The sequence below is a fragment of the Acidovorax sp. Q11 genome (genome assembly GCF_054950075.1).
In genome coordinates this window covers 35694-55657 of the sequence record NZ_JBUDZG010000005.1, presented here as the reverse complement: position 1 = coordinate 55657, position 19964 = coordinate 35694, and the positions used below count along the sequence as shown (strand labels likewise).

Sequence of the window (19964 nt, the reverse complement as noted above, 5' to 3'; positions counted from 1 at the left end):
GTATCAGAGTCCTTGCAGCATGGCGCGCCCGGCAGGTGTGGGGGCGTGCAGAGTGACCTTCCTTTCGGTGTCATCGATTGCTTCAATGTGGATAGCAAGATCCGCAGGCGGGGTAAGCGCTGCAGCCTTTTCCGGCCATTCTGCCACCTTGAGGCCCGGGTTGGCAAAAATGTCCCTGAAACCCGCGTCTTCCCACTCGCGCGGGTCGTCGAAGCGGTAGAAGTCGAAGTGCCAGATCGAGAGGTTTGGCACCTCGTGGGGCTCCACCACGGCATAGGTGGGGCTCTTGATGCGACCCTGCACGCCCAAAGCGCGCAGCAGGTGGCGCACCAGGGTGGTTTTGCCTGCGCCCAGGTCGCCATGCAGGGTGAGGAAGGCGTTGGCCAGCAGCGGCTGCGCTGCCAGCTGGCGTGCGAAGGCCTCGGTGTCGGCCTCGCTGTGCCAGATGAAATGGCGTGTAGCTTCGGCAGGGGCATCGGCGCCGCTTTCTACAATCTGGCCGGTATGTGGTGCAACAGTCAACTCGTTCCTCAAATGCAGGAGTGGGCCCGCGAGCTGGGATTTTCCCAAATCGGCGTGGCGGGGGTGGACTTGTCCGCCGCAGAGCCCGGGCTTTCGGCCTGGCTGGCGCAGGGATTCCATGGCGAGATGCATTACATGGCGTCCCACGGCATGAAGCGCGCGCGCCCGGCCGAGCTGGTGCCCGGCACCGTGAGCGTGATCACGGCGCGCATGGATTATTTGCCGCGCGATACCGGCAACGGCGCGGCCCAGGGCTGGCAGGCCCACGAGCTGTCGCGTCTCACCCGCCCGCAGGAGGGCATCGTCTCGGTCTACGCCCGGGGGCGGGACTATCACAAGGTGCTGCGCGCGCGGCTGCAAAAACTCAGCGACCGCATTGCCGAGGCCATTGGCCCGTTTGGCCACCGCGTGTTCACCGACTCGGCCCCGGTGCTGGAGGCCGAGCTGGCCGCACGCAGCGGCCAGGGCTGGCGCGGCAAGCACACGCTGGTGCTCAACCGTGAGGCGGGGTCGACGTTCTTTCTGGGCGAGATCTATGTGGACATGGCGCTGCCCGAGAGCGCGCCCGTCACCGCGCACTGCGGCAGCTGCAGCGCATGCATCGACATCTGCCCCACACAGGCCATCATCGCGCCGCACCGCATCGACGCGCGGCGCTGCATCTCCTACCTCACCATCGAGCATGCGGGGCCGATCCCGCTGGAGCTGCGGCCGCTGTTGGGCAACCGCATTTATGGCTGTGACGACTGCCAGCTCATCTGCCCCTGGAACAAGTTTGCGCAGGTCAGCCGCCTGCCCGACTTTGACGAGCGCAAGGGCCTGTCGGGCCAGCAGCTGGTGCATTTGTTTGCGTGGGACGAAGCCACCTTTTTGCGCATGACCGAGGGTGGCCCCATCCGCCGCATCGGGCATGAGCGCTGGCTGCGCAATGTGGCGGTGGCACTGGGCAATGCGCTGCGCGTCACGGGCGATGCCACGCTGCGCACGGCGCTGCAGTCGCGCGCGCAGGACGAGAGCGCCCTGGTGCGCGAGCATGTGACCTGGGCACTGGAAATTTGATTGGAAAATGGCCTCTGCGCGCGATGGTTAGGCTTTTGTTGCTATAAAAACAATAGTAATTGCGGCTTGATCGTCCGCAGCCTCACCGCGCCAGCAACCCAGTGGTTGTGAGTGTCTCCACCAGCCCTTGCGCAAACTGCTCGTAGCCCGCCGCATTGGCATGGATCTGGTCGGACCGCAGCCGCTCTTGCGCCAGCACACCCGACCAGCCCTTGCTGTGCAGGGGAATCTTCAACTCCTCGGCCACCTCTTGGTACAGCGCGTGGTCACTGAGTTTGCCCACAGCGGCCATCAGTGACAGCTCGGGCACGGCGACCAGCAGCACCTGGGCGCCGCTGGCGCGCGCGTCGGCGCAGATGCGCTGCACGTTGGTGCGGGTGGTGGCGCTGCTCTGGCGGCGCAGAAAGTCATTGCCGCCGATGCTCACGATCACCAGCGCGGGGTTGTGTTTTTGCAGCAGGCCGGGCAGGCGGTCGAGTGCCTGGGCTGAGGTGTCGCCCGACACACCGCCGTTGACCACTTTCCAGCCCGTCAGGCGCTGCAGCACGGCGGGGTAGGCGGTGTCGGCCGATGCGCCCACGCCCGAGGTCAGCGAGTCGCCCAGCGCCAGCACCGTGGCCCCAGCGGGCAGCGCCTGCGCCCGGGGTGGCTTGCGCCCGCAGGCGGCCAGCGGCACAAGGGCGATGGCCGCCAGGCTCGCCACCAGTGTGCGGCGCCGTGCCAAGTCTGTGTGGGTGGAGCGCGGGTCGAGATTCAGAAGATCGGTCATCGCAGAAACCCCAGGGCAAACGGCAAGCTCACCACGCCCAGCAGCGTGGACAACGTCACCAGCCCCGCCACATAGGGCCCGTTGTAGCCCATGCGGGCGGCCAGCACATAACAGGTCGATGCCGTGGGCAGGGCCGAGAAGGCCAGCAGCACGGTGGTCTGCACCGGGTCCAGCCCAAACAGCCGGGCCAGCGCGAAGGCCAGCAGGGGCTGCACCAGGTGGCGGATGGACAGCACCGCCACGCTCAGCGCCTTGCCGCGTGTGAGCAGGCCAAACTGCAGTCCGGCGCCAGCGGCCATCAGCCCGAGGGCCAGCGATGCGGCACTGATGCGGCTGACCGTGGGCACGGCCCACTCGGGGATCTGAAAGCCCAGCAGGTTGGCCGCCAGGCCCGACCCCGTGGCAATGATCAGCGGGTTGCGCACCAGCTCGCGCGCAAAACTGTGCTGGCCCTGCCGTGCCATGGGCCACACGGCCGCCACGTTGAACAGCGGCACACACACGCCAATCAGCACGGCAATCATCAACAGGCCCTGCGTGCCCGCCAGGCGCTCGGCAATCGCCAGGCCGATGAAGGAATTGAAGCGGAACGCCACCTGCGCGCTGGCGGCGTGGTCGCGCGCATCAATGCGTTTGCCCAGCCACGGCCAGTGCGGCAGGCTGTAGGCCAGCGCAATGCCGATCACGCCCGAGAGCATGCCCGCGCCGATCAGCCCCGAGGCGGCGCTGATGTCCACCGGGCTCTTGACGATGGACTGGAACAGAAGCACCGGGAAAAGCAGGTAGTACACCAGGCTTTCCACCGGCTGCCAGACCGAGCGGTTGAGGGCGGTGTAGCGGCAGATGAGGTAGCCGCAGAGGATGAGGGAGAAGTCGGGGAGCAGGAGCTGGGCGTAGTTCACGTTGCCGAGAATACTTGATGCGCGGCGAGGCCTTGGGGTTAGCCCTTATGTGGAATCCGCAGGGCGCCAACGCGGCGGTTGCGCATACCATCGGCGCTGTTTGTTACCCGCACGAAGGAGAACTCCATGCATCGTCGTCAATGGTTTGCGCTGACCGTACTGGCTGCCGCAGCAGGCACCGCTGCCGCCCAAGGCTATCCCAACAAGGTGATCAAGCTGCAGGTGCCGTTTGCACCCGGTGGCACCACCGACATCATTGCGCGCGTGATCGCCGACCCGCTGGGCAAGGCCCTGGGCCAGAGCGTGATCGTGGAGAACAAAGCCGGTGGCGGTGGCATCGTGGGTGCGTCCGAAACCGCCCGTTCGGCCCCTGACGGCTACACGCTGGGCGTGGCGACCGTGTCCACCACGGCTGCCAACCCCGCCATCAACCCCAAGACGCCGTACAACCCGCTGACGGACTTCACGCCCATCATCAACATCGCGGCCACCCCCAACATCATTGCGGTGCACCCCAGCTTCCCGGCCAAGGACTACAAGGCCTTCGTGGCCGAGATCAAGAAGTCGCCGGGCAAGTATTCGTACTCGTCCTCGGGCACGGGCGGCATCGGCCACCTGCAGATGGAGTTGTACAAGAACCTCTCGGGCACCTTCGTGACCCACATCCCCTACCGCGGCGCGGGCCCGGCCCTCAACGATACGGTGGCGGGCCAGGTGCCCATGATTTTTGACAACCTGCCCTCGGCCCTGCCTTTCATCAAGGAAAACCGCCTGGTGCCCATCGTGGTGGCTGCACCCCAGCGCGTGGCGGCCCTGCCCAATGTGCCCACGTTCAGGGAACTGGGCCTGGAGCCGGTGAACCGCATGGCCTACTACGGCATCGTGGGCCCCAAGGGCCTGCCCAAGGACGTGGTGGACAAGATCAACGCCGCCGTGCGCACGGCACTGCAAGACCCGGCCGTGAAAAAGCGCATCGAAGACACTGGCTCCATCGTGCTGGGCAACACGCCCGAGCAGTTTGCCGAGCAGATCAAGGCCGAGTTCGCGGTCTACAAGGATGTGGTGGCCAAGCAGAAGCTGACGCTCGAATAAGCGCAGAACATTCCATCCGTCACTTCGAAAAAGCCGCCCCTTCGCCAGGGCGGCTTTTTTTACGTGCTATCGTTTTTGCATGCTTGCTGCTAGCCTGAACGCGATCGATGCCTTTGTGGACGCCCTGTGGCTGGAGGACGGCCTTTCGCGCAACACGCTGGCGGCCTACCGGCGCGACCTGACGCTCTATGCGCAGTGGCTCGCGGCCCAGGAGCCTGCGCTGGCGCTGGACGACACGGCCGAGCTGAACCTCAACGCCTACTTTGCGGCCCGCCATGCGCAAACGCGTGCCACCTCGGCCAACCGGCGGCTCACGGTGCTGCGCCGCTACTTCCACTGGGCGCTGCGCGAGCGGCGCATCACGGCCGACCCCACGCTGCGTCTGCAGGCCGCGCGCCAGCCCCTGCGGGTGCCCAAGACCTTGTCGCAGGCGCAGGTGGAAGCCTTGCTCAATGCGCCCGACCTGGGCAACCCCCTGGCCCTGCGCGACCGCACCATGCTGGAGCTGATGTATGCCAGCGGCCTGCGCGTGACGGAGCTGGTCACCCTCAAGACCTTTCAGCTGGGGCTGAACGAGGGCGTGCTGCGCGTGATGGGCAAGGGCCGCAAGGAGCGCCTGGTGCCGTTTGGCGACGAAGCGCGCGCCTGGCTGGAGCGCTACCTGCAAGAGGCGCGCGGCGCCATCCTGGGCGGGCAGCAGACTGATGACCTGTTCGTGACCCAGCGCGGCAGTGGCATGACGCGGGCGATGTTCTGGGTGATCGTCAAAAAATGGGCGCAGGTGGCGGGCATCACCGTGCCGCTGTCGCCCCACACGCTGCGGCATGCGTTTGCCACCCACCTGCTCAACCATGGCGCCGACCTGCGGGTGGTGCAGCTGCTGCTGGGGCACGCTGATATTTCCACGACCACCATCTACACCCACGTAGCGCGCGAGCGGCTCAAGTCGTTGCATGCGCAACACCACCCGCGCGGATAGCGTGGGTGGGTTGCCCTGGCGCTCGTTGGTGATTCGACTCACCCCATTCACCCAAGGAAACTCCCATGAAAAAACTGTTTGCTGGCGTCCTGCTGCTGAGCGTCCCCACCCTGGCCCTGGCACAGACCTGGCCCACGGCCAAACCCATCCGCATCGTGGTGGCCTACCCGGCCGGTGGCGTGAGCGACAACGTGGCGCGCGCCCTGGCCGACAAGCTGGCCGTGCAGCTGGGCACGCCGGTGGTCATCGAGAACAAGGCGGGTGCGAGTGGCAGCCTGGGCGTGGATGCTGTCGCCAAGGCGGCGCCCGATGGCTACACCCTGGGCTTTGCAGCAGTGAGCCCGCTGGCGCTGAACCCGCACCTGGGCAAGTCGCCTTTCGACCCGCAAAAAGACATCGCCCCAGTGGTGAGCGTGATGTATTCGCCCGTGCTGTTGCTGGGCACCTCTGCCAGCAAGGCTGCGGATTTCAAGGACTTGCTGGCCACCGCGCAGGCGAAGCCCGGGGCTGTGCGCTGGGCGACCTCGGGGCAGGCGTCGCTGGGCCACATCATGCTGGAGCAGATCGCGGGCAAAAGCCAGGTGCAGATCACGCATGTGCCCTACAAGGGCGGTGGCCAGCAGATGAATGACGCGCTGGGCGGGCAGTACGAGGTGCTGTCCACCAATGCAGGCCCGGCCGTGCTGCAGCACATCAAGGCGGGCAAGCTCAAGCCGCTGGCGGTGGGCGCGCCCGCGCGGCTTGATTCGCTGCCCCAGGTGCCCACGCTGGCCGAGCTGGGCCAGCCCGCCGCCAACCTGTCATCGCTGTTTGGCATCTATGCGCCAGCGCAGACGCCTGCGGCGGTGCTCACCCGCATCAATGCCGAGGTGAACAAGGCGCTGGCCCTGCCCGACATCCGCAGCAAGCTCGAAGCCACTGACAACGTACCCACCGGCGGCACGGCGGCAGAATTTGCACGCCAGATCGCGCAGGAGTCGGAGAACAATGCGCGCATCATCCGTGCGGCGGGGATCCAGGCCAGCAACTGACATACGCTCCCTCGTGAACGAAAAAAGGGCCCTGGATGACCAGGGCCCTTTTGCTTTTGGGGCAGCGGCAAAAACGCGCTGCAGGCGGGGGTGTCACTCCTCGTTGAGGCTTTCGGCCCAGGTCAGTGCCTGCAGGTGGGCCCAGTTGACCTGGCGGTTGGACAGGTGCAGCGCATCGGCGTTCTTGGCAAAAGCCACTTCGTCGCCGCTCTCGCAGGCAATGGTCAGCTCCAGGAAGGGGGCGAACACACCGGTGCGGCGCAGCAGGGCGTCCATCACGGGCTCGGGCAATGCCACGGATTCGAGGGCCTTTTCGAGCGGCACGCTCAGCATGGTGTCCAGCAGCGAGAACACGCCCACCACAAAGGCGTTGTCGCATTCTTCAGGTGGCAGCAGCTCGGCCGCCAGCAATTCCATCAGGCGGCCGCGCACCACGGCGGTCTGGCCCACGGCCGGTGGCGCGCCGCCCGCGCGAGAGGTGGTCATCAAGAGGGCTGCCCAGCGGAACAGCTTCTTCAGGCCCAGGATCATCACCGCATGGCGGAACGAGGTGATTTCGCACGACAGGCCAAAACCCGACGAGTTGATGAAGCGCAGCAGGTTGAAAGACAACGTGGGGTCTTTTTTTAGCAGGTCTTCGATTTCGGCCGTGCTGGCCTGTTTGCGCACCAGGTTGATGAGCTGGATGATGGTGGCCTGCGAGGGCCGGATGGTGGTGGCCTTGACCAGCGAGGGAAGGGCGAACCAGTAGCCCTGGAAGAGCTTCACGCCCAGGCCCTTCATCAGCTCGTACTGCTCGGCAGTCTCGACCTTTTCAGCCACCAGGGTGGCCTTGCTGTGGGTGGTGGCAAATTTGACCAGCGGCGCGGCCAGTTCCGGCTTGAAAGCCTGCATGTCCAGCTTGATAAAGGCCGCCAGGGGCAGCCAGCTGGTATAGGCGCGCTTGAGGGCTTGCTGGTCAAACGCCAGGCGGAAACCGCGCGTGCGCAGCGCCTCCAGCGTGGGCAGGCGGCCTTCGATTTCTTCCGGCGTGGCGCCATCGGGCAGGGGAGGGATTTCGAGCACCACCTTTTCGGGGTGGATCAGCTCGAGGTGGCCGCCCGAGAGGCTGTCATGGGTGCAGTTGATGAACACCGTCTTTTTGCCCACCAGGGCCTCGGTGCCTGCGTACGACAGGGCGTTGAACAGCAGGGCGGCGTCGCTGGCAGCGGTGTGCGAGTCGGAGGCCGTGGAGCGGTCGAACAGCTCATAGCCATAAACCGCGCGGCTTTCGTCCACGATGGCCTGGCGGGCGATGATGGCGAGGTTCTCGTCCACCGGCTCCACCGCTGGGGATGCAGCGTCCGGGGTGTCTTGTTCAGGTGTGCTCGACATGGGGTCTGCTGTAATGAAAGGCGAATTCCTGGCGATTCTAGACCCCCGTGGCCTTGCCGCGAACCAATGGTTGGCAGCAGGGGCTTCAGGTCTGAACTACAGCCTCTGGGGACTCAGTCTCCCAGATGGTCTGCCCAGGCCAGTGCCTGCAGGTGGGCAAAGTTGATTTGCTGGCTGGTCAGGTGCAGCAGCCCGGCCGTGCGGTCGAAGACGGCATCGTCGCTCGACTCGCAAGCCTCGGCCAGGGTGAGCAGGTCGCCCAGGAAGCCTTCGCGGCGCAGCAGGGCCGCCGCCACAGGCTCGGGCACGTTCAGCAGGCCCAGGGCTGATTCCATGGGCATGGACAGCATCACATCGAGCAGCGAGAAGATGCCCACCACAAAGGCCTGGTCGGCTTCTTCGGCGGGCAGGGTCTCCAGCGCCAGCAGCTCCATGAGTCGGCCCCGCACCACAGCTGTCTGGCCCACGGACGAGGGCGTGCCCCCGGCGCGCGAGGCCGTGAGCAGCAGCGCCGCCCAGCGGAACAGCTTTTTCAGGCCCATGAGCATCACCGCCTGGCGGAAGGAGGTGACCTCGCGCGACAGGCCAAAGCCCGCCGAGTTGATCAGGCGCATGAGGTTGAAAGCCAGGCCCGCGTCCTTCTTGAGGGTTTCCTCGATGTCGTCGGTGCTCGCCTGTTTGCGCACCTGGTTGATGAGTTCGATGATGCTGGCCTGCGAGGGGGCGAGCAGCTTGGCCTCGACCAGCGAGGGGCGCGCAAACCAGTAACCCTGGAACATCTGCACGCCCTGGCTCGACACCATGTCGTACTGCTGGGCGGTCTCGACCTTTTCGGCGATCAGCTCAGCCTGGGAATTGCGCCCCGCGTAGCTGATGAGCACCGACAGCTGGTCCGGGGCCAGCACGGACAGGTCCAGCTTGATGTAGTCGGCCAGCGGCAGCCAGGGCGCATAGGCCGACTGCAGCACCGTGTGGTTGAACGCCAGGTGAAAGCCCCTGTTGCGCAGCCCGGCCAGGATGGGCATGCGGGTGGCGACTTCTTCGGCAGCGGCATGGCCCAGGGGCGGGATCTCCAGCACCACCTTGTCGGGGTCCATCAGCTCCAGATGGCCACCCGAGAGGCTTTCGTGCGTGCAGTTCACAAAGATGAGCTTCTTGCCCACCAGCTCTTCGGTGCCCGCATGCGAGAGCGCCGTGAAGACCAGGATCACGTCGGTGGCCGCCGTGTGCGCCGCGCCGCTGCGCGATCGGTTGAACAGCTCGTAGCCCACCACCACCTGCTGCGCGTTCACGATGGCCTGCCGCGCAATCATGGCGACCGAAGACTGGTTGCCGGGGGGCGGGGGCGTGAGGGAGAGCCCGGGTGTGGTGGGTGAAGTCATGGTGGGAGTATGGAAGAAAGAGGGGGCCGGTGTCAGCGGTGGCCTGTGGCGGCCTGCACAGCGAATTTTAGAAGCCCGTGCCAGGTCGGCTTTAACTAGAAGATCAGAGCTGCTGCAGCCAGCGCAGTTCGTTGTCGGTAAAACCGGCCTTGCGGCGGGCGGTTTCATTGAACGGGGGCTTCAGGCGCGGAGCCTCGTATTGTGCGACCAGGGTGCCGTAGTGGGTTTCGGGGTCGTGCCCCGCACGTTCGCACAGCCAGCGGTACCAGTGGTTGCCGATGGCCACATGGCCGACCTCGTCGCGCAGGATGGTGTCCAGAATGGCCACGGCGGCGAGCGCATCGGGCGTGCCCACCTGGCGCAGCTTGGCCTGGATCTGGGGCGTGGCGTCCAGCCCCCGGGCCTCCAGCGTGCGCGGCACCAGGGCCATGCGGGCCAGGATGTCGTGGCTGGTTTTCTCGCACATGGTCCACAGGCCCTGGTGGGCCGGGAAATCGCCGTAGTCATGCCCCTGGCTGCGCAGGTGGTCACGCAGCAGGCGGAAATGCTGCGCCTCTTCGGCCGCGACCAGCATCCAGTCGAGGTAGTACTCGCGTGGCATGCCGCCAAAGCGCCAGACGGCATCCAGTGCCAGGTTGATGGCGTTGAACTCGATGTGGGCAATCGCGTGGATCAGGATGGCGCGGCCTTCGGGCGTGGCGGGGGAGCGCCGGGCCACGTCCGTGTGGCGCCGCAGTTCCGGCCGCGCGGGGCGGCCGGGCAGATCCGTGGCGCCCTCGGGCGGAGTGGGGGTGTTTTCTGCTATTGAAAGCGTAGCTGCTTGGGCATACAGGTCCAGCGCAGCGGCCGCTTTTTGTTCAGGGTCTGCGAGGCACAAGACCTGCAGTGCACGTTGGCGAAGCTCCATCCTTACAATTCTAGGCCGTTGCCAACGGTGCCCGCAGCTGCGGAGTGCCACCGGTTGGCGCGTTCCCCATTCCAAAACGCAGGCCCCCGATGCCTGCCCCCACGGAGACTTTTGCATGGCGATTTATGAACTCGATGGCGTGGCGCCCCAGGTGCCCGCATCGGCCTGGGTGGCCGACAGCGCGCAGGTGATGGGCAACGTGGTGCTGGGCGAAGACGCCAGCGTGTGGTTTGGCACGGTGATCCGGGGCGACACCGAGAGCATCACCATCGGCGCGGGCTCCAACATCCAGGATGCGAGCGTGCTGCACGCCGATATCGGCAAGCCCCTGGTGGTGGGAGAACGCGTGACAGTGGGCCACCAGGTCATGCTGCATGGCTGCACCATTGGCGACGAGTCGTTGATCGGTATCGGCGCCGTGGTGCTCAACGGCGCCAAGATCGGTAAAAACTGCCTGGTGGGCGCGGGTGCGCTGGTGACCGAGGGCAAGGAGTTCCCCGATGGCTCCATGATCATTGGCAGCCCTGCCAAGGCCGTGCGCGAACTCACGCCCGAGCAGATCGAAGGCCTGCGCCAAAGCGCCCAACACTACATCGACAACGCGCGCCGCTTCCAACGCGGCCTGCGCAAGATCGGCTGAGCGCGGCATCGCCGTTGCCTGCCACCTTACTTTTCCTGGAACCCCTGCGTGTCTGAACTCCACAAGTTTCTTTTTGATGGCCTGCCCGTGCGCGGCATGATCGTGCGCCTGACCGATGCCTGGACCGAAATCCTGCGCCGCCGCGCCAGCAACACCAGCACGGGCGCCTACCCCGCGCCGGTGAGCGAGCTGCTGGGCGAGATGGCGGCGGCCGGTGTGCTCATGCAGTCCAACATCAAGTTCAACGGTGCGCTGGTGCTGCAGGTGTTTGGCGACGGCCCCGTGAAGCTGGCCGTGACCGAAGTGCAATCCGACCTGAGCCTGCGTGCCACGGCCACCGTGAATGGTGAAGTGCCATCGGACGCGAAGCTGAGCCAGATGCTCAATGTGGGCGGTGGCGGCCGCTGCGCCATCACGCTCGACCCCAAGGACCGCCACCCCGGCCAGCAGCCCTACCAGGGCGTGGTGCCGCTGCACGGCGACCACCATGAAAAGCTGGAACGCCTGTCGGACGTGCTGCAGCACTACATGCTGCAGTCCGAGCAGCTCGACACCATCCTGGTGCTGGGCGCCAACGACCAGGTGGCGGCGGGCCTCTTGATCCAGCGCATGCCCATCAAGGGCGAGGGCAACCTGGCTGCGGGTCTCACGCACCGCGAGAACGAAGACCAGATCGGCCACAACGAGGACTACAACCGCATTGCGCACCTGGCCTCCAGCCTCACGCGCGAAGAGCTGCTGACGCTGGATGTGGACACCATCCTGCGCCGCTTGTTCTGGGAAGAAAAGCTGCTGCGCTTCGAGCCGCAGCAGGGCGCCAGCGGCCCGCGTTTTGCCTGTACCTGCAGCCGCGAGCGCGTGAGCAACATGCTGCGCAACCTGGGCGCCGAAGAGGCCGAAAGCATCCTCGCCGAGCGAGATGACATTGAGGTGGGCTGCGAGTTCTGCGGCCAGCAGTACCGGTTTGATGCCGTGGATGCAGCGCAGATTTTTGTCTCGCCCTCCGCCAGCCAGCCGCCGGGGCCCACGGGCATCCAGTAGGCCCCGGGGGCCGGTCGAGCAGCCTTCTGCAAGGGTGCATTGGTCGCCTGCAGGGCCCCTGCACGGCTGACCATCGTTGACATTCGATTTCTCCATCCCCGCCTAAGATTCATGGGCCATCGCGCGGCTTCCGGCTCGGCCGCAGCGCGGGGCTGGGGCGCCGCGTGCGCCGTGGCAGCGGCATATCGCCGCTGATGGATCTGAGAAAACCTGTTCCGAGGGTGTCATGGAGTTACTGCGTCGCGTTCTGGGAGTCCGCCGTGCCGATCCGGCTGTTGCAGCTGCACCCGCCCAGGTGCTGTTCGACAGCACCGCCGTTCTCGACTCGCGCCGTGGCGACAGCCTGCTGGCCACCCTGGACATCGACGCCGCCATCAACGCCCATGAACGCTGGAAAGCCCGCCTGATGGACTACTTGGAGGGCCGCACCACCGTCGGGCTGGACCCGGCCCTGATTCGCCGTGTGGACCACAGCGTGCTGGGCCGCTGGCTGCATGGCGTGGGGGGCGAGGTGCTGGGCGACCAACCGGCGTTTCCGTTGCTGGTGGCGCGCTACCAGTACTTCCATGAGCAGGCCGCTATCCTGGTCGAGCTGGCCCAGCAAGGCGAATGGGACCGCGCGGTGCAGGTGCTCAACGGCGGTTACCGCTATGGCTCCAGCCAGGTGGTGCTGCTGATGAAGGAACTGCAGCGTGGGCTGGTGCGGTCATTGGCAGAGGACGGGATCAACGCCCGGTGAAGGTTCAGTCCAGGCCCGTCTGCCGTTTGTCCACCAGGGAGGTGAAAAGGCGGTGTTCGCAGACGGGGTCGCTGCATTTTTCGCAGTTCCAGGCGCGCAGCCGCTGGTTGTGCATCCCGCTTTCAAGGTTAAATACCTCGTTACCGCCTGTTGGGTAAGTGTTTATTGCTATTGATTTAATAGCATTCAGTGTATTCGCTACGCGCGTGTCGCCCTGCCCGTAGATCACCCGGTATGTCACACCCGCTCCCTGCAGCGCCACGCGCAGCTGCGCGTCGAGGGCTTCCTGGGAGGCGCGCTCTTCGGCAGGGCAGGGCAGGTCCAGGCCCATGAGCAAGGTCAGTGTGGCGGCGGGGAGGGCAGGCGTGGATTGTGTCTGTGGCGGGGCTGCCAGCAGGGCTGGTGCCACCACAATCTGCGCCGATTCGGGGGGGATGTGCGCCCGCAGTGCCCGGGCCAGTGCCTCGGCGCCCGTGTGTGGAGCGCCCAGCAAGGCAATTGAGGGCAAGGGATCAGGGAGCGGGAGCACGGAGCGCGGGAGAGGGCGTAGCGGCCAGGGCCGCACAGGGCAACGGGCGGTTCAGCCGCTTAGCGGGGCGTGAACTGCACGTAGACCTCGTTGGGCCGGACCATGCCCAGCTCGCTGCGTGCTTTTTCTTCCACCATGTCCAGCCCTTCCTTGAGGTCGTGCACCTCGGAGGTCAGGCGGGCATTGATCTGGCGGGCTTGGTCATTGGCCGCCTTCTGGGCATCGATCTGCCGCTGCATCTCGTTGACGCGCGGCACACTGCCCCGCCCCAGCCAGAGCTGGGCGTGCAGCGCCCCCAGCAAGGCCAGCAGGATGACGGGGACGATGCGGGAGACCATGGCGGCGGTTCAGTCCAGTGCCGGATGCCGCGCCACCAGGCCGACAGCACCGGGCCATGCCTGTGTCCTGGGCGCGCCGCACGCCAGTGCACCCGAGGAACCGGCTTGGCCGGGCCACCGGGTGCGCCCCCCTCCCGCAGGAGAGGGGGAAGACGCGAAGCGGCTCAGGGGGAGCTTCATTTCAAGTTATAGAACGCGGCGCGGCCGGGGTAGTGCGCGATTTCGCCCAGGTCTTCTTCGATGCGCAGCAGCTGGTTGTACTTGGCGATGCGGTCCGAGCGGCTCAGCGAACCGGTCTTGATCTGGCCCGCATTCGTGCCCACAGCGATGTCGGCAATGGTGCTGTCTTCGGTTTCGCCCGAGCGGTGCGAGATCACGGCGGTGTAGCCAGCGCGCTTGGCCATCTCGATCGCAGCGAAGGTTTCGGTCAGCGTACCGATCTGGTTGATCTTGATCAGGATCGAGTTCGCAATGCGCTTGTCGATGCCTTCCTTGAGGATCTTGGTGTTGGTCACGAACAGGTCGTCACCCACCAGCTGCACCTTGTCGCCCAGGCGTTCGGTCAGATGCTTCCAGCCGTCCCAGTCGCCTTCGTGCATGCCGTCTTCGATGCTGATGATCGGGTACTTGTCCACCCAGGCGGCCAGCATGTCCGTCCACTGCTGGGCGGTGAGCTTCAGGCCGCCTTCGCCTTCCAGCACATAGTGGCCGTCCTTGTAGAACTCGCTCGCCGCGCAGTCCAGGCCCAGGGCGATCTGCTCGCCGGCCGTGTAGCCTGCGGCTTCAATGGCTTGCAGGATGAGGCGGATGGCCGCTTCGTGGTTCTCGACGCTGGGGGCAAAGCCGCCTTCGTCGCCCACGGCGGTGCTCATGCCCTTGTCGTGGATGATCTTCTTGAGCGCGTGGAACACTTCGGCGCCCCAGCGCACGGCTTCGCGGAAGGTGGGGGCGCCCACGGGGATGATCATGAACTCCTGCAGGTCCAGGCTGTTGTTGGCGTGCGCGCCGCCATTGATCACGTTCATCATGGGCACGGGCAACTGCACGCTGCCCATGCCGCCCAGGTAGCGGTACAGGGGCAGGCCGGATTCTTCGGCGGCGGCACGGGCCACGGCCATCGACACAGCCAGCATGGCGTTGGCCCCCAGGCGGCTCTTGTTCTCGGTGCCGTCGAGGTCGATCAGCGTCTTGTCCAGGAAGGCCTGCTCGGATGCGTCCAGGCCCAGCACGGCTTCGGAGATTTCGGTGTTGATGTGCTCCACGGCCTTGAGCACGCCCTTGCCCAGGTAACGGCTCTTGTCGCCGTCACGCATTTCAATGGCTTCGCGGCTGCCGGTGGAGGCACCCGATGGCACGGCGGCGCGGCTCATCACGCCCGACTCCAGCAGCACGTCGCATTCGACGGTGGGGTTGCCGCGGCTGTCCAGCACTTCGCGGCCTACGATGTCAACAATGGCACTCATGATTTTCCTTGAGGTTTTTGAAATTCATTCAGACGGGCGGACGGGCTTGGTGGGTTAGAAGCCAAATGGCCGCTTGGGCGCGTCTGTGGTCATTTTATGCTACTGATTTGATAGTGAACCAGCCTGCAGGTACGAACCGGGTACAACCCGACCAGCGCGAACGAGTCATCGCGTACTCAGACGCCCTCGACACACACCATGCGCATGATGGCCGCGCCTTCGCGGGCCGCCTTGGCCTTCTGGTATTCGGGCGTGTCGTAAAACGCGCGCGCAGCGTCGAAGCTTGCGAACTTGAGGATCACGGTGCGGCCGGGGTTCCAGTCGCCTTCCAGCACTTCGACCTTGCCGCCGCGCACGCACACTTCGGCTCCGTGGGCCTGCATGGCCAGCGTGCTCCACTTGCGGTACTCCTCGTACTGCGTGGGGTTGGTGACGGTGACGGATGCGATGACGTAACCACTGCTCATGTCTCAGGCTCCAAAGTTGTTTTCGAGGAATCCACTTTTCTTGGTGACGTCGTCCAGGGCCACCAGCGTCTCCAGCAACGCCTTCATGTGCTTCAAAGGCACGGCGTTCGGGCCGTCTGACCAGGCCTCGGCGGGGCGGGGGTGGGTTTCCATGAACAGGCCTGCCACACCCGCAGCCACGCCCGCGCGGGCCAGCACTGGCACCATGTCGCGCGCACCACCGCTCACGGCGCCCAGGCCACCGGGCTTTTGCACCGAGTGAGTCACGTCGAACACCACGGGGGCGCCGGAGTTGCGCATCTCGGCCAGGCTGGTCATGTCTGCCACGAGGTTGTTGTAGCCAAAGCTCACGCCGCGCTCGCAGGCGAGGAAGCGGTCTTCCGACAGGCCGACTTCGGCCGCAGCAGCGCGGGCCTTGTCGATGACGTTCTTCATGTCCCAGGGCGCCAGGAACTGGCCCTTCTTGATGTTCACCGGCTTGCCGCTTTGTGCCACGGCGCGGATGAAGTCCGTCTGGCGGCACAGGAAGGCAGGCGTTTGCAGCACATCGACCACGCTGGCCACCTCGGCCACGTGCGAGGTGTCGTGCACATCGGTCAGGATGGGCAGTTGCAGCTGGCGGCGCACTTCGTCGAGGATCTTCAGCCCGGCGTCGATGCCCACGCCACGCTTGCTGGTGCCTGAAGAGCGGTTCGCCTTGTCGAATGAGCCCTTGTAGATCAGCGGAATGCCCAGCGGTGCGCAGGCTTCCTTGAGCTGACCCGCGACGTCGAGCGACATCTCCAGGCCTTCAATGGAGCAGGTGCCCGCGATCAGGAAGAAGCGCTGGTCCAGGCCAACGTTGAATCCGCACAGCTGCATTGTTGAGTCCCCTTATGCTTTTTTAGCGGCTTGCTGGTGCTCCACGGCGGCCTTGATGAAGGCGTTGAACAGCGGGTGGCCGTTCCAGGGCGTGGACTTGAACTCGGGGTGGAACTGCACGCCGATGAACCAGGGGTGGACGTTTTGCGGCAGCTCCACGATCTCGGTGAGCTGCTCGCGCTGCGTCAGGGCCGAGATCACCAGGCCCGCCTTGCGCAGCTGGTCCAGGTAGTTCACGTTGGCTTCGTAGCGGTGGCGGTGGCGCTCGGTCACCACATCGCCGTAGATGCTGTGCGCCAGCGTGTCCTTGGACACATCGGAGCTTTGCGCACCCAGGCGCATGGTGCCGCCGAGGTCCGAGTTTTCATCGCGCTTCTTGATGGTGCCGTCCGCATCCTTCCACTCGGTGATCAGTGCGATCACGGGGTGGGGCGTGGTGGGGTCGAACTCGGTGCTGTTGGCGTTGGCCAGGCCTGCCACATGGCGGGCGTATTCGATGGTGGCCACCTGCATGCCCAGGCAGATGCCCAGGTAGGGCACCTTGCGCTCGCGGGCAAACTGGGCCGTGGCGATCTTGCCTTCCACACCGCGCTGGCCGAAGCCGCCGGGCACCAGGATAGCGTCGTACTGGGCCAGCTTGGCGGCGGCGTCGGCGCTGTCGATGGTTTCTGAATCGACGTGGTCGATCTTCACACGCACATGGTTGCGCATGCCGGCGTGGCGCAGGGCCTCGTTGACCGACTTGTAGCTGTCCGACAGATCCACATACTTGCCGACCATGGCGATGGTGACTTCGCCCTGGGGGTGTTCGGTTTCGTACACCAAGTCGTCCCAGCGCTTGAGGCTGGTGGGTGGGGTGTTCAGACGCAGTTTGTCGCAGATCAGGCCGTCCAAGCCTTGCTCATGCAGCATGCGCGGCACCTTGTAGATGGTGTCCACGTCCCACATGCTGATCACGCCCCACTCGGGCACGTTGGTGAACAGCGAGATCTTGGCACGTTCTTCTTCAGGGATGCGGCGGTCGGCGCGGCACAGCAGCGCATCAGCCTGGATGCCGATCTCGCGCAGCTTCTGCACGGTGTGCTGGGTGGGCTTGGTCTTGAGCTCGCCCGCTGCTGCGATCCAGGGCAGGTAGGTCAGGTGCACGAAGGCCGCGTTGTTGGGCCCCATGCGCAGGCTCATCTGGCGCACGGCTTCCAGGAACGGCAGCGATTCGATGTCGCCCACGGTGCCGCCGATTTCGACGATGGCCACATCCACGGCATCGGGCGTGCCAATGCCGGCGCCGCGCTTGATGAATTCCTGGATTTCGTTGGTGACGTGGGGGATGACCTGCACGGTCTTGCCCAGGTAGTCGCCACGGCGTTCCTTCTCCAGCACGGACTGATAAATCTTGCCCGTGGTGAAGTTGTTGGTTTTCTTCATGCGCGTTTCGATGAAACGCTCGTAGTGGCCCAGATCCAGGTCGGTTTCTGCGCCGTCATCGGTCACAAAAACCTCGCCGTGCTGGAACGGCGACATGGTGCCCGGGTCTACGTTGATGTAGGGGTCAAGCTTGATGAGGGTGACTTTGAGTCCCCGCGATTCGAGGATCGCGGCAAGGGAGGCTGAGGCGATTCCCTTACCGAGGGAAGACACCACACCGCCGGTGACGAAGACAAATTTGGTCATGTCTTTTTTGGTGGTGGGAGGGTAGGGACAGTTCATTGCTGAACCATCCCCCCCTAAGAACCGGACTTGCGACTTTCACCGCATCCGGCTCAAGCACAACATGTCCATGTTCGGTTGAAGAACCGAGGATTTTACTCTCAACCCCTTTTCCGATCATGGACGCTAAGCCCTTATCGGGCCGGTTTCGCTACCGTCAATCCAAGAGCGTGCAGTCTGACGTGACAGACCGGATGCAACAATACCCGGTTGGACAGAGCATCCGACCCGCCCACCACCTTGTAAACAATGTGATGGTCGTGCCAGCCGCCCTGTGCGTCCAAAGGCTCTGTGCAGAGTGCACAACGCCCGTTCTGTGAGATGAACAGCATTGACGTTCCGTACTGGTACGACATGCCTTTGAGCATGCGTTTCGTCCTCAACGTTTCGCCATATAGCTCCCATTTCGGGTCAAAGGGGTTGTAGTCCCCCTTGATCTTTTCGTGTCTCACGATCTCTGTATCAGCGAGCTTCAACAGTTTTACCGCGATTGAACCTTCTGCTGTTTTGACGGTTGCAGCGAACTCATCCCTCTCTGCGGCGCGCTGCCAGTAACGGCTTTTGCACCACGGTCGGGACTTATTCGGATGACGCCTTCTCGCCCAGCGGACAAGCCGCCAGTGGATCAAGCTATCCATCCGACTGAAGGTTTCTTTCGCCACCACCGGCTGGTGGTACTGCGCCCAGCCACGAAGGACTGGGTTCAGTTTGGCAATGAGATCCTCCTGCTTCACCGATACATGCGTTTTCACGATATCCCGGACTTTGCTGTAGAACGCTTTCACGTTCTTCTTGCTCGGTTTTATGAGCAACTTCCCTTTGTACTTGCGGAAGTTCCATCCCAGGAAATCGAACCCGTCGTCGATGTGTGTGACTTTCGTCTTCTCCGGCGATAGCTCCAATCCTCGTTGTGCGAGGAAGGTTTCTATCCACGGCCTGACCTCGGTTTCCAGCAGATCTTTCGAGCTGCCGGTGATCACGAAATCGTCGGCGTACCGAACCACATAGACTTTTAGCTTCGCAGCCTTCGTCTTGCCGAATCGTGCACAGAGGTGCTCGATCAGGCCCGCTTCCAGCCCGTTTAGACACATGTTCGCCAGGGTAGGCGAGATGATTCCGCCTTGCGGCGTTCCTTCTTCAGTTGGCGAAAGGCGGCCCTGGTGGACCACCCCGGCTTTCAGCCACTTGCGCAAGATCGTCTTGTCTATAGGAACGTGACGAACCAGCCAATCGTGGTTGATGTGATCGAAACAGCTCCGAATATCCGCCTCCAGCACCCATGGGGCCGAGGCCTTTCTGGATGTACAGACGAATATCTGGCCCATGGCATCCGCCGTAGAGCGATTTTTCCTGAACCCATATGAGTTCGGGTCACTCGTGGTTTCCGCCACAGGCTCCAGCCCGAGCAGGTGGAGTGCCTGCATGGCCCGGTCAAACATAGTCGGGATGCCCAGTGGGCGCTCCTTTCCGTTCGATTTTGGGATGTAAACCCGCCGTAACGGCAGGGGTCGATATCCCCGTTGCTGCTTCAATTTCCCAATCGCCGCCCGTTTCAGGGCAGGTGAATCCCAAAGCTGGCGATCAACACCTGATGTTCGCTTGCCTTGGTTTTCAGTAACCCGTCTCACCGCCAGAGCCCTGGCGGAAAACGAGTGATTCAAGGACCGTTGAAGGGCTTTCACCCTGCGCCAATCCTGTTTCTGCGTAGCCTTCGCTATACGTTGCTGCGTCGTTCTCACGAACCGTTCGACCCGGTGCCAGTCAATGGCGTGCCAGTCTTGCGGTTCGCGTGAGGACGCAGATTCACTGTCTCCAGTGAGTTCTCTCATGCTTTCCCCTTCGAGTTGAACCCTCGGGGGACGCACTTTCCCCCGAAGGGGAAAAACGTCCCTTCGGGGTTTCGATTAAACAAATGCAGTCGTCTCGCGACGGTTGCACCACATATGGAAGTCAGCCCGCTTTCGCGTCGGGGGATGTTTCACCCCGTATACCGCGCGTTACACGCGGCCGTTCGCTTTCTCCAAGATCCCATACCCCCTCACCCAACAGGTCGCCTTGCGGCTTCCCTGCCCACACACCGGGGTGTGCAGGCGGATAGTGGGGCTTACCACGTTCCCTGATCTACCGAGATCGGTGGAGTGAACCACCTCTCTCTATCCGGT

At 64.4% G+C, this 19964-nt stretch carries 20 protein-coding genes; 7 read left to right on the top strand and 13 right to left on the bottom strand.

Annotated features, from left to right (window positions below; genetic code table 11):
- Positions 1 to 3: 3 nt before the first annotated feature.
- Entirely contained in the window at positions 4 to 522 is a 519-nt protein-coding gene (tsaE, locus tag ACYZGB_RS06215; protein WP_462387381.1) for a tRNA (adenosine(37)-N6)-threonylcarbamoyltransferase complex ATPase subunit type 1 TsaE, read from the bottom strand.
- 12 nt (positions 523 to 534) lie between these two features.
- Between tsaE and queG the strand changes: the two genes are divergently transcribed.
- On the top strand, positions 535 to 1581 hold the full coding sequence (gene queG / locus ACYZGB_RS06210; protein WP_462387380.1) for a tRNA epoxyqueuosine(34) reductase QueG: 1047 nt from the start codon (positions 535 to 537) through the stop codon (positions 1579 to 1581).
- Positions 1582 to 1663: 82 nt separating this feature from the next.
- Here queG and ACYZGB_RS06205 read toward each other — a convergent pair whose 3' ends face one another.
- Positions 1664 to 2350: a GDSL-type esterase/lipase family protein gene (locus tag ACYZGB_RS06205; protein ID WP_462387379.1), complete on the bottom strand. Its 687-nt coding sequence runs from the start codon at positions 2348 to 2350 to the stop codon at positions 1664 to 1666.
- The gene (locus tag ACYZGB_RS06200) at positions 2347 to 3252 is read right to left on the bottom strand and encodes an AEC family transporter (RefSeq protein WP_063462097.1); all 906 of its coding nucleotides are present in this window, start codon (positions 3250 to 3252) and stop codon (positions 2347 to 2349) included. Before ACYZGB_RS06200 ends, ACYZGB_RS06205 begins: the two co-directional genes overlap by 4 nt.
- Before the next feature lie 126 nt (positions 3253 to 3378).
- Between ACYZGB_RS06200 and ACYZGB_RS06195 the strand changes: the two genes are divergently transcribed.
- From ACYZGB_RS06195 to ACYZGB_RS06185, 3 genes are all read left to right on the top strand, one after another.
- Positions 3379 to 4344, top strand: coding sequence for a tripartite tricarboxylate transporter substrate binding protein BugE (locus ACYZGB_RS06195; RefSeq protein WP_462387377.1), 966 nt, complete (start codon positions 3379 to 3381; stop codon positions 4342 to 4344).
- 79 nt (positions 4345 to 4423) lie between these two features.
- Positions 4424 to 5323: a site-specific tyrosine recombinase XerD gene (xerD, locus tag ACYZGB_RS06190; RefSeq protein WP_462387376.1), complete on the top strand. Its 900-nt coding sequence runs from the start codon at positions 4424 to 4426 to the stop codon at positions 5321 to 5323.
- A gap of 65 nt (positions 5324 to 5388) precedes the next feature.
- Positions 5389 to 6354 carry a Bug family tripartite tricarboxylate transporter substrate binding protein gene (locus ACYZGB_RS06185; protein WP_462387375.1) on the top strand — a complete coding sequence of 322 codons (966 nt, stop codon included), beginning with the start codon at positions 5389 to 5391 and terminating at the stop codon, positions 6352 to 6354.
- A 93-nt stretch (positions 6355 to 6447) separates the two neighbouring features.
- Here the strand turns inward: ACYZGB_RS06185 and ACYZGB_RS06180 are convergent, their stop codons facing one another.
- From ACYZGB_RS06180 to ACYZGB_RS06170, 3 genes are all read right to left on the bottom strand, one after another.
- Positions 6448 to 7728 carry an EAL and HDOD domain-containing protein gene (locus ACYZGB_RS06180; RefSeq protein ID WP_462387374.1) on the bottom strand — a complete coding sequence of 427 codons (1281 nt, stop codon included), beginning with the start codon at positions 7726 to 7728 and terminating at the stop codon, positions 6448 to 6450.
- A gap of 113 nt (positions 7729 to 7841) precedes the next feature.
- The gene (locus ACYZGB_RS06175) at positions 7842 to 9110 is read right to left on the bottom strand and encodes an EAL and HDOD domain-containing protein (protein ID WP_462387373.1); all 1269 of its coding nucleotides are present in this window, start codon (positions 9108 to 9110) and stop codon (positions 7842 to 7844) included.
- Positions 9111 to 9213: 103 nt separating this feature from the next.
- A complete protein-coding gene (locus ACYZGB_RS06170) occupies positions 9214 to 10017 on the bottom strand; it encodes a ferritin-like domain-containing protein (protein ID WP_462387372.1) in 804 nt (267 codons plus the stop codon).
- Positions 10018 to 10132: 115 nt separating this feature from the next.
- Between ACYZGB_RS06170 and ACYZGB_RS06165 the strand changes: the two genes are divergently transcribed.
- The 3 genes from ACYZGB_RS06165 (at position 10133) to ACYZGB_RS06155 (ending at position 12437) form a co-directional block, all read left to right on the top strand.
- On the top strand, positions 10133 to 10657 hold the full coding sequence (locus tag ACYZGB_RS06165; protein ID WP_094285743.1) for a gamma carbonic anhydrase family protein: 525 nt from the start codon (positions 10133 to 10135) through the stop codon (positions 10655 to 10657).
- Between the two features lie 48 nt (positions 10658 to 10705).
- Positions 10706 to 11698, top strand: a complete 993-nt coding sequence (hslO, locus tag ACYZGB_RS06160; RefSeq protein ID WP_462387371.1) for an Hsp33 family molecular chaperone HslO — start codon at positions 10706 to 10708, stop codon at positions 11696 to 11698.
- 226 nt (positions 11699 to 11924) lie between these two features.
- The gene (locus ACYZGB_RS06155) at positions 11925 to 12437 is read left to right on the top strand and encodes a CZB domain-containing protein (protein WP_462387370.1); all 513 of its coding nucleotides are present in this window, start codon (positions 11925 to 11927) and stop codon (positions 12435 to 12437) included.
- A 4-nt stretch (positions 12438 to 12441) separates the two neighbouring features.
- Here the strand turns inward: ACYZGB_RS06155 and ACYZGB_RS06150 are convergent, their stop codons facing one another.
- The 7 genes from ACYZGB_RS06150 to ltrA form a co-directional block, all read right to left on the bottom strand.
- Positions 12442 to 12945, bottom strand: a complete 504-nt coding sequence (locus ACYZGB_RS06150; RefSeq protein WP_462387369.1) for a hypothetical protein — start codon at positions 12943 to 12945, stop codon at positions 12442 to 12444.
- Positions 12946 to 13025: 80 nt separating this feature from the next.
- Complete coding sequence (locus tag ACYZGB_RS06145; RefSeq protein WP_462387367.1) at positions 13026 to 13304, bottom strand: septum formation initiator family protein; 279 nt, start codon at positions 13302 to 13304, stop codon at positions 13026 to 13028.
- A 176-nt stretch (positions 13305 to 13480) separates the two neighbouring features.
- Positions 13481 to 14767 carry a phosphopyruvate hydratase gene (eno, locus tag ACYZGB_RS06140; protein ID WP_462387366.1) on the bottom strand — a complete coding sequence of 429 codons (1287 nt, stop codon included), beginning with the start codon at positions 14765 to 14767 and terminating at the stop codon, positions 13481 to 13483.
- A 176-nt stretch (positions 14768 to 14943) separates the two neighbouring features.
- Positions 14944 to 15234 carry a DUF1330 domain-containing protein gene (locus ACYZGB_RS06135; RefSeq protein WP_056173684.1) on the bottom strand — a complete coding sequence of 97 codons (291 nt, stop codon included), beginning with the start codon at positions 15232 to 15234 and terminating at the stop codon, positions 14944 to 14946.
- Between the two features lie 3 nt (positions 15235 to 15237).
- Entirely contained in the window at positions 15238 to 16095 is an 858-nt protein-coding gene (gene kdsA, locus ACYZGB_RS06130) for a 3-deoxy-8-phosphooctulonate synthase (RefSeq protein ID WP_462387365.1), read from the bottom strand.
- 12 nt (positions 16096 to 16107) lie between these two features.
- Positions 16108 to 17766, bottom strand: coding sequence for a CTP synthase (locus ACYZGB_RS06125; RefSeq protein WP_462387364.1), 1659 nt, complete (start codon positions 17764 to 17766; stop codon positions 16108 to 16110).
- A gap of 170 nt (positions 17767 to 17936) precedes the next feature.
- Positions 17937 to 19631: a group II intron reverse transcriptase/maturase gene (ltrA, locus tag ACYZGB_RS06120; protein WP_462387363.1), complete on the bottom strand. Its 1695-nt coding sequence runs from the start codon at positions 19629 to 19631 to the stop codon at positions 17937 to 17939.
- Positions 19632 to 19964 lie beyond the last annotated feature (333 nt).

Coding starts and splice junctions, on each gene's coding strand:
- queG (WP_462387380.1), top strand. CDS start 535: ATGCAGGAGTGGGCCCGCGAGCTGGGATTTTCCCAAATCGGCGTGGCG.
- ACYZGB_RS06205 (WP_462387379.1), bottom strand. CDS start 2,350: ATGACCGATCTTCTGAATCTCGACCCGCGCTCCACCCACACAGACTTG.
- ACYZGB_RS06195 (WP_462387377.1), top strand. CDS start 3,379: ATGCATCGTCGTCAATGGTTTGCGCTGACCGTACTGGCTGCCGCAGCA.
- xerD (WP_462387376.1), top strand. CDS start 4,424: ATGCTTGCTGCTAGCCTGAACGCGATCGATGCCTTTGTGGACGCCCTG.
- ACYZGB_RS06185 (WP_462387375.1), top strand. CDS start 5,389: ATGAAAAAACTGTTTGCTGGCGTCCTGCTGCTGAGCGTCCCCACCCTG.
- ACYZGB_RS06180 (WP_462387374.1), bottom strand. CDS start 7,728: ATGTCGAGCACACCTGAACAAGACACCCCGGACGCTGCATCCCCAGCG.
- ACYZGB_RS06175 (WP_462387373.1), bottom strand. CDS start 9,110: ATGACTTCACCCACCACACCCGGGCTCTCCCTCACGCCCCCGCCCCCC.
- ACYZGB_RS06170 (WP_462387372.1), bottom strand. CDS start 10,017: ATGGAGCTTCGCCAACGTGCACTGCAGGTCTTGTGCCTCGCAGACCCT.
- ACYZGB_RS06165 (WP_094285743.1), top strand. CDS start 10,133: ATGGCGATTTATGAACTCGATGGCGTGGCGCCCCAGGTGCCCGCATCG.
- ACYZGB_RS06155 (WP_462387370.1), top strand. CDS start 11,925: ATGGAGTTACTGCGTCGCGTTCTGGGAGTCCGCCGTGCCGATCCGGCT.
- ACYZGB_RS06145 (WP_462387367.1), bottom strand. CDS start 13,304: ATGGTCTCCCGCATCGTCCCCGTCATCCTGCTGGCCTTGCTGGGGGCG.
- eno (WP_462387366.1), bottom strand. CDS start 14,767: ATGAGTGCCATTGTTGACATCGTAGGCCGCGAAGTGCTGGACAGCCGC.
- ACYZGB_RS06135 (WP_056173684.1), bottom strand. CDS start 15,234: ATGAGCAGTGGTTACGTCATCGCATCCGTCACCGTCACCAACCCCACG.
- kdsA (WP_462387365.1), bottom strand. CDS start 16,095: ATGCAGCTGTGCGGATTCAACGTTGGCCTGGACCAGCGCTTCTTCCTG.
- ACYZGB_RS06125 (WP_462387364.1), bottom strand. CDS start 17,766: ATGACCAAATTTGTCTTCGTCACCGGCGGTGTGGTGTCTTCCCTCGGT.
- ltrA (WP_462387363.1), bottom strand. CDS start 19,631: ATGAGAGAACTCACTGGAGACAGTGAATCTGCGTCCTCACGCGAACCG.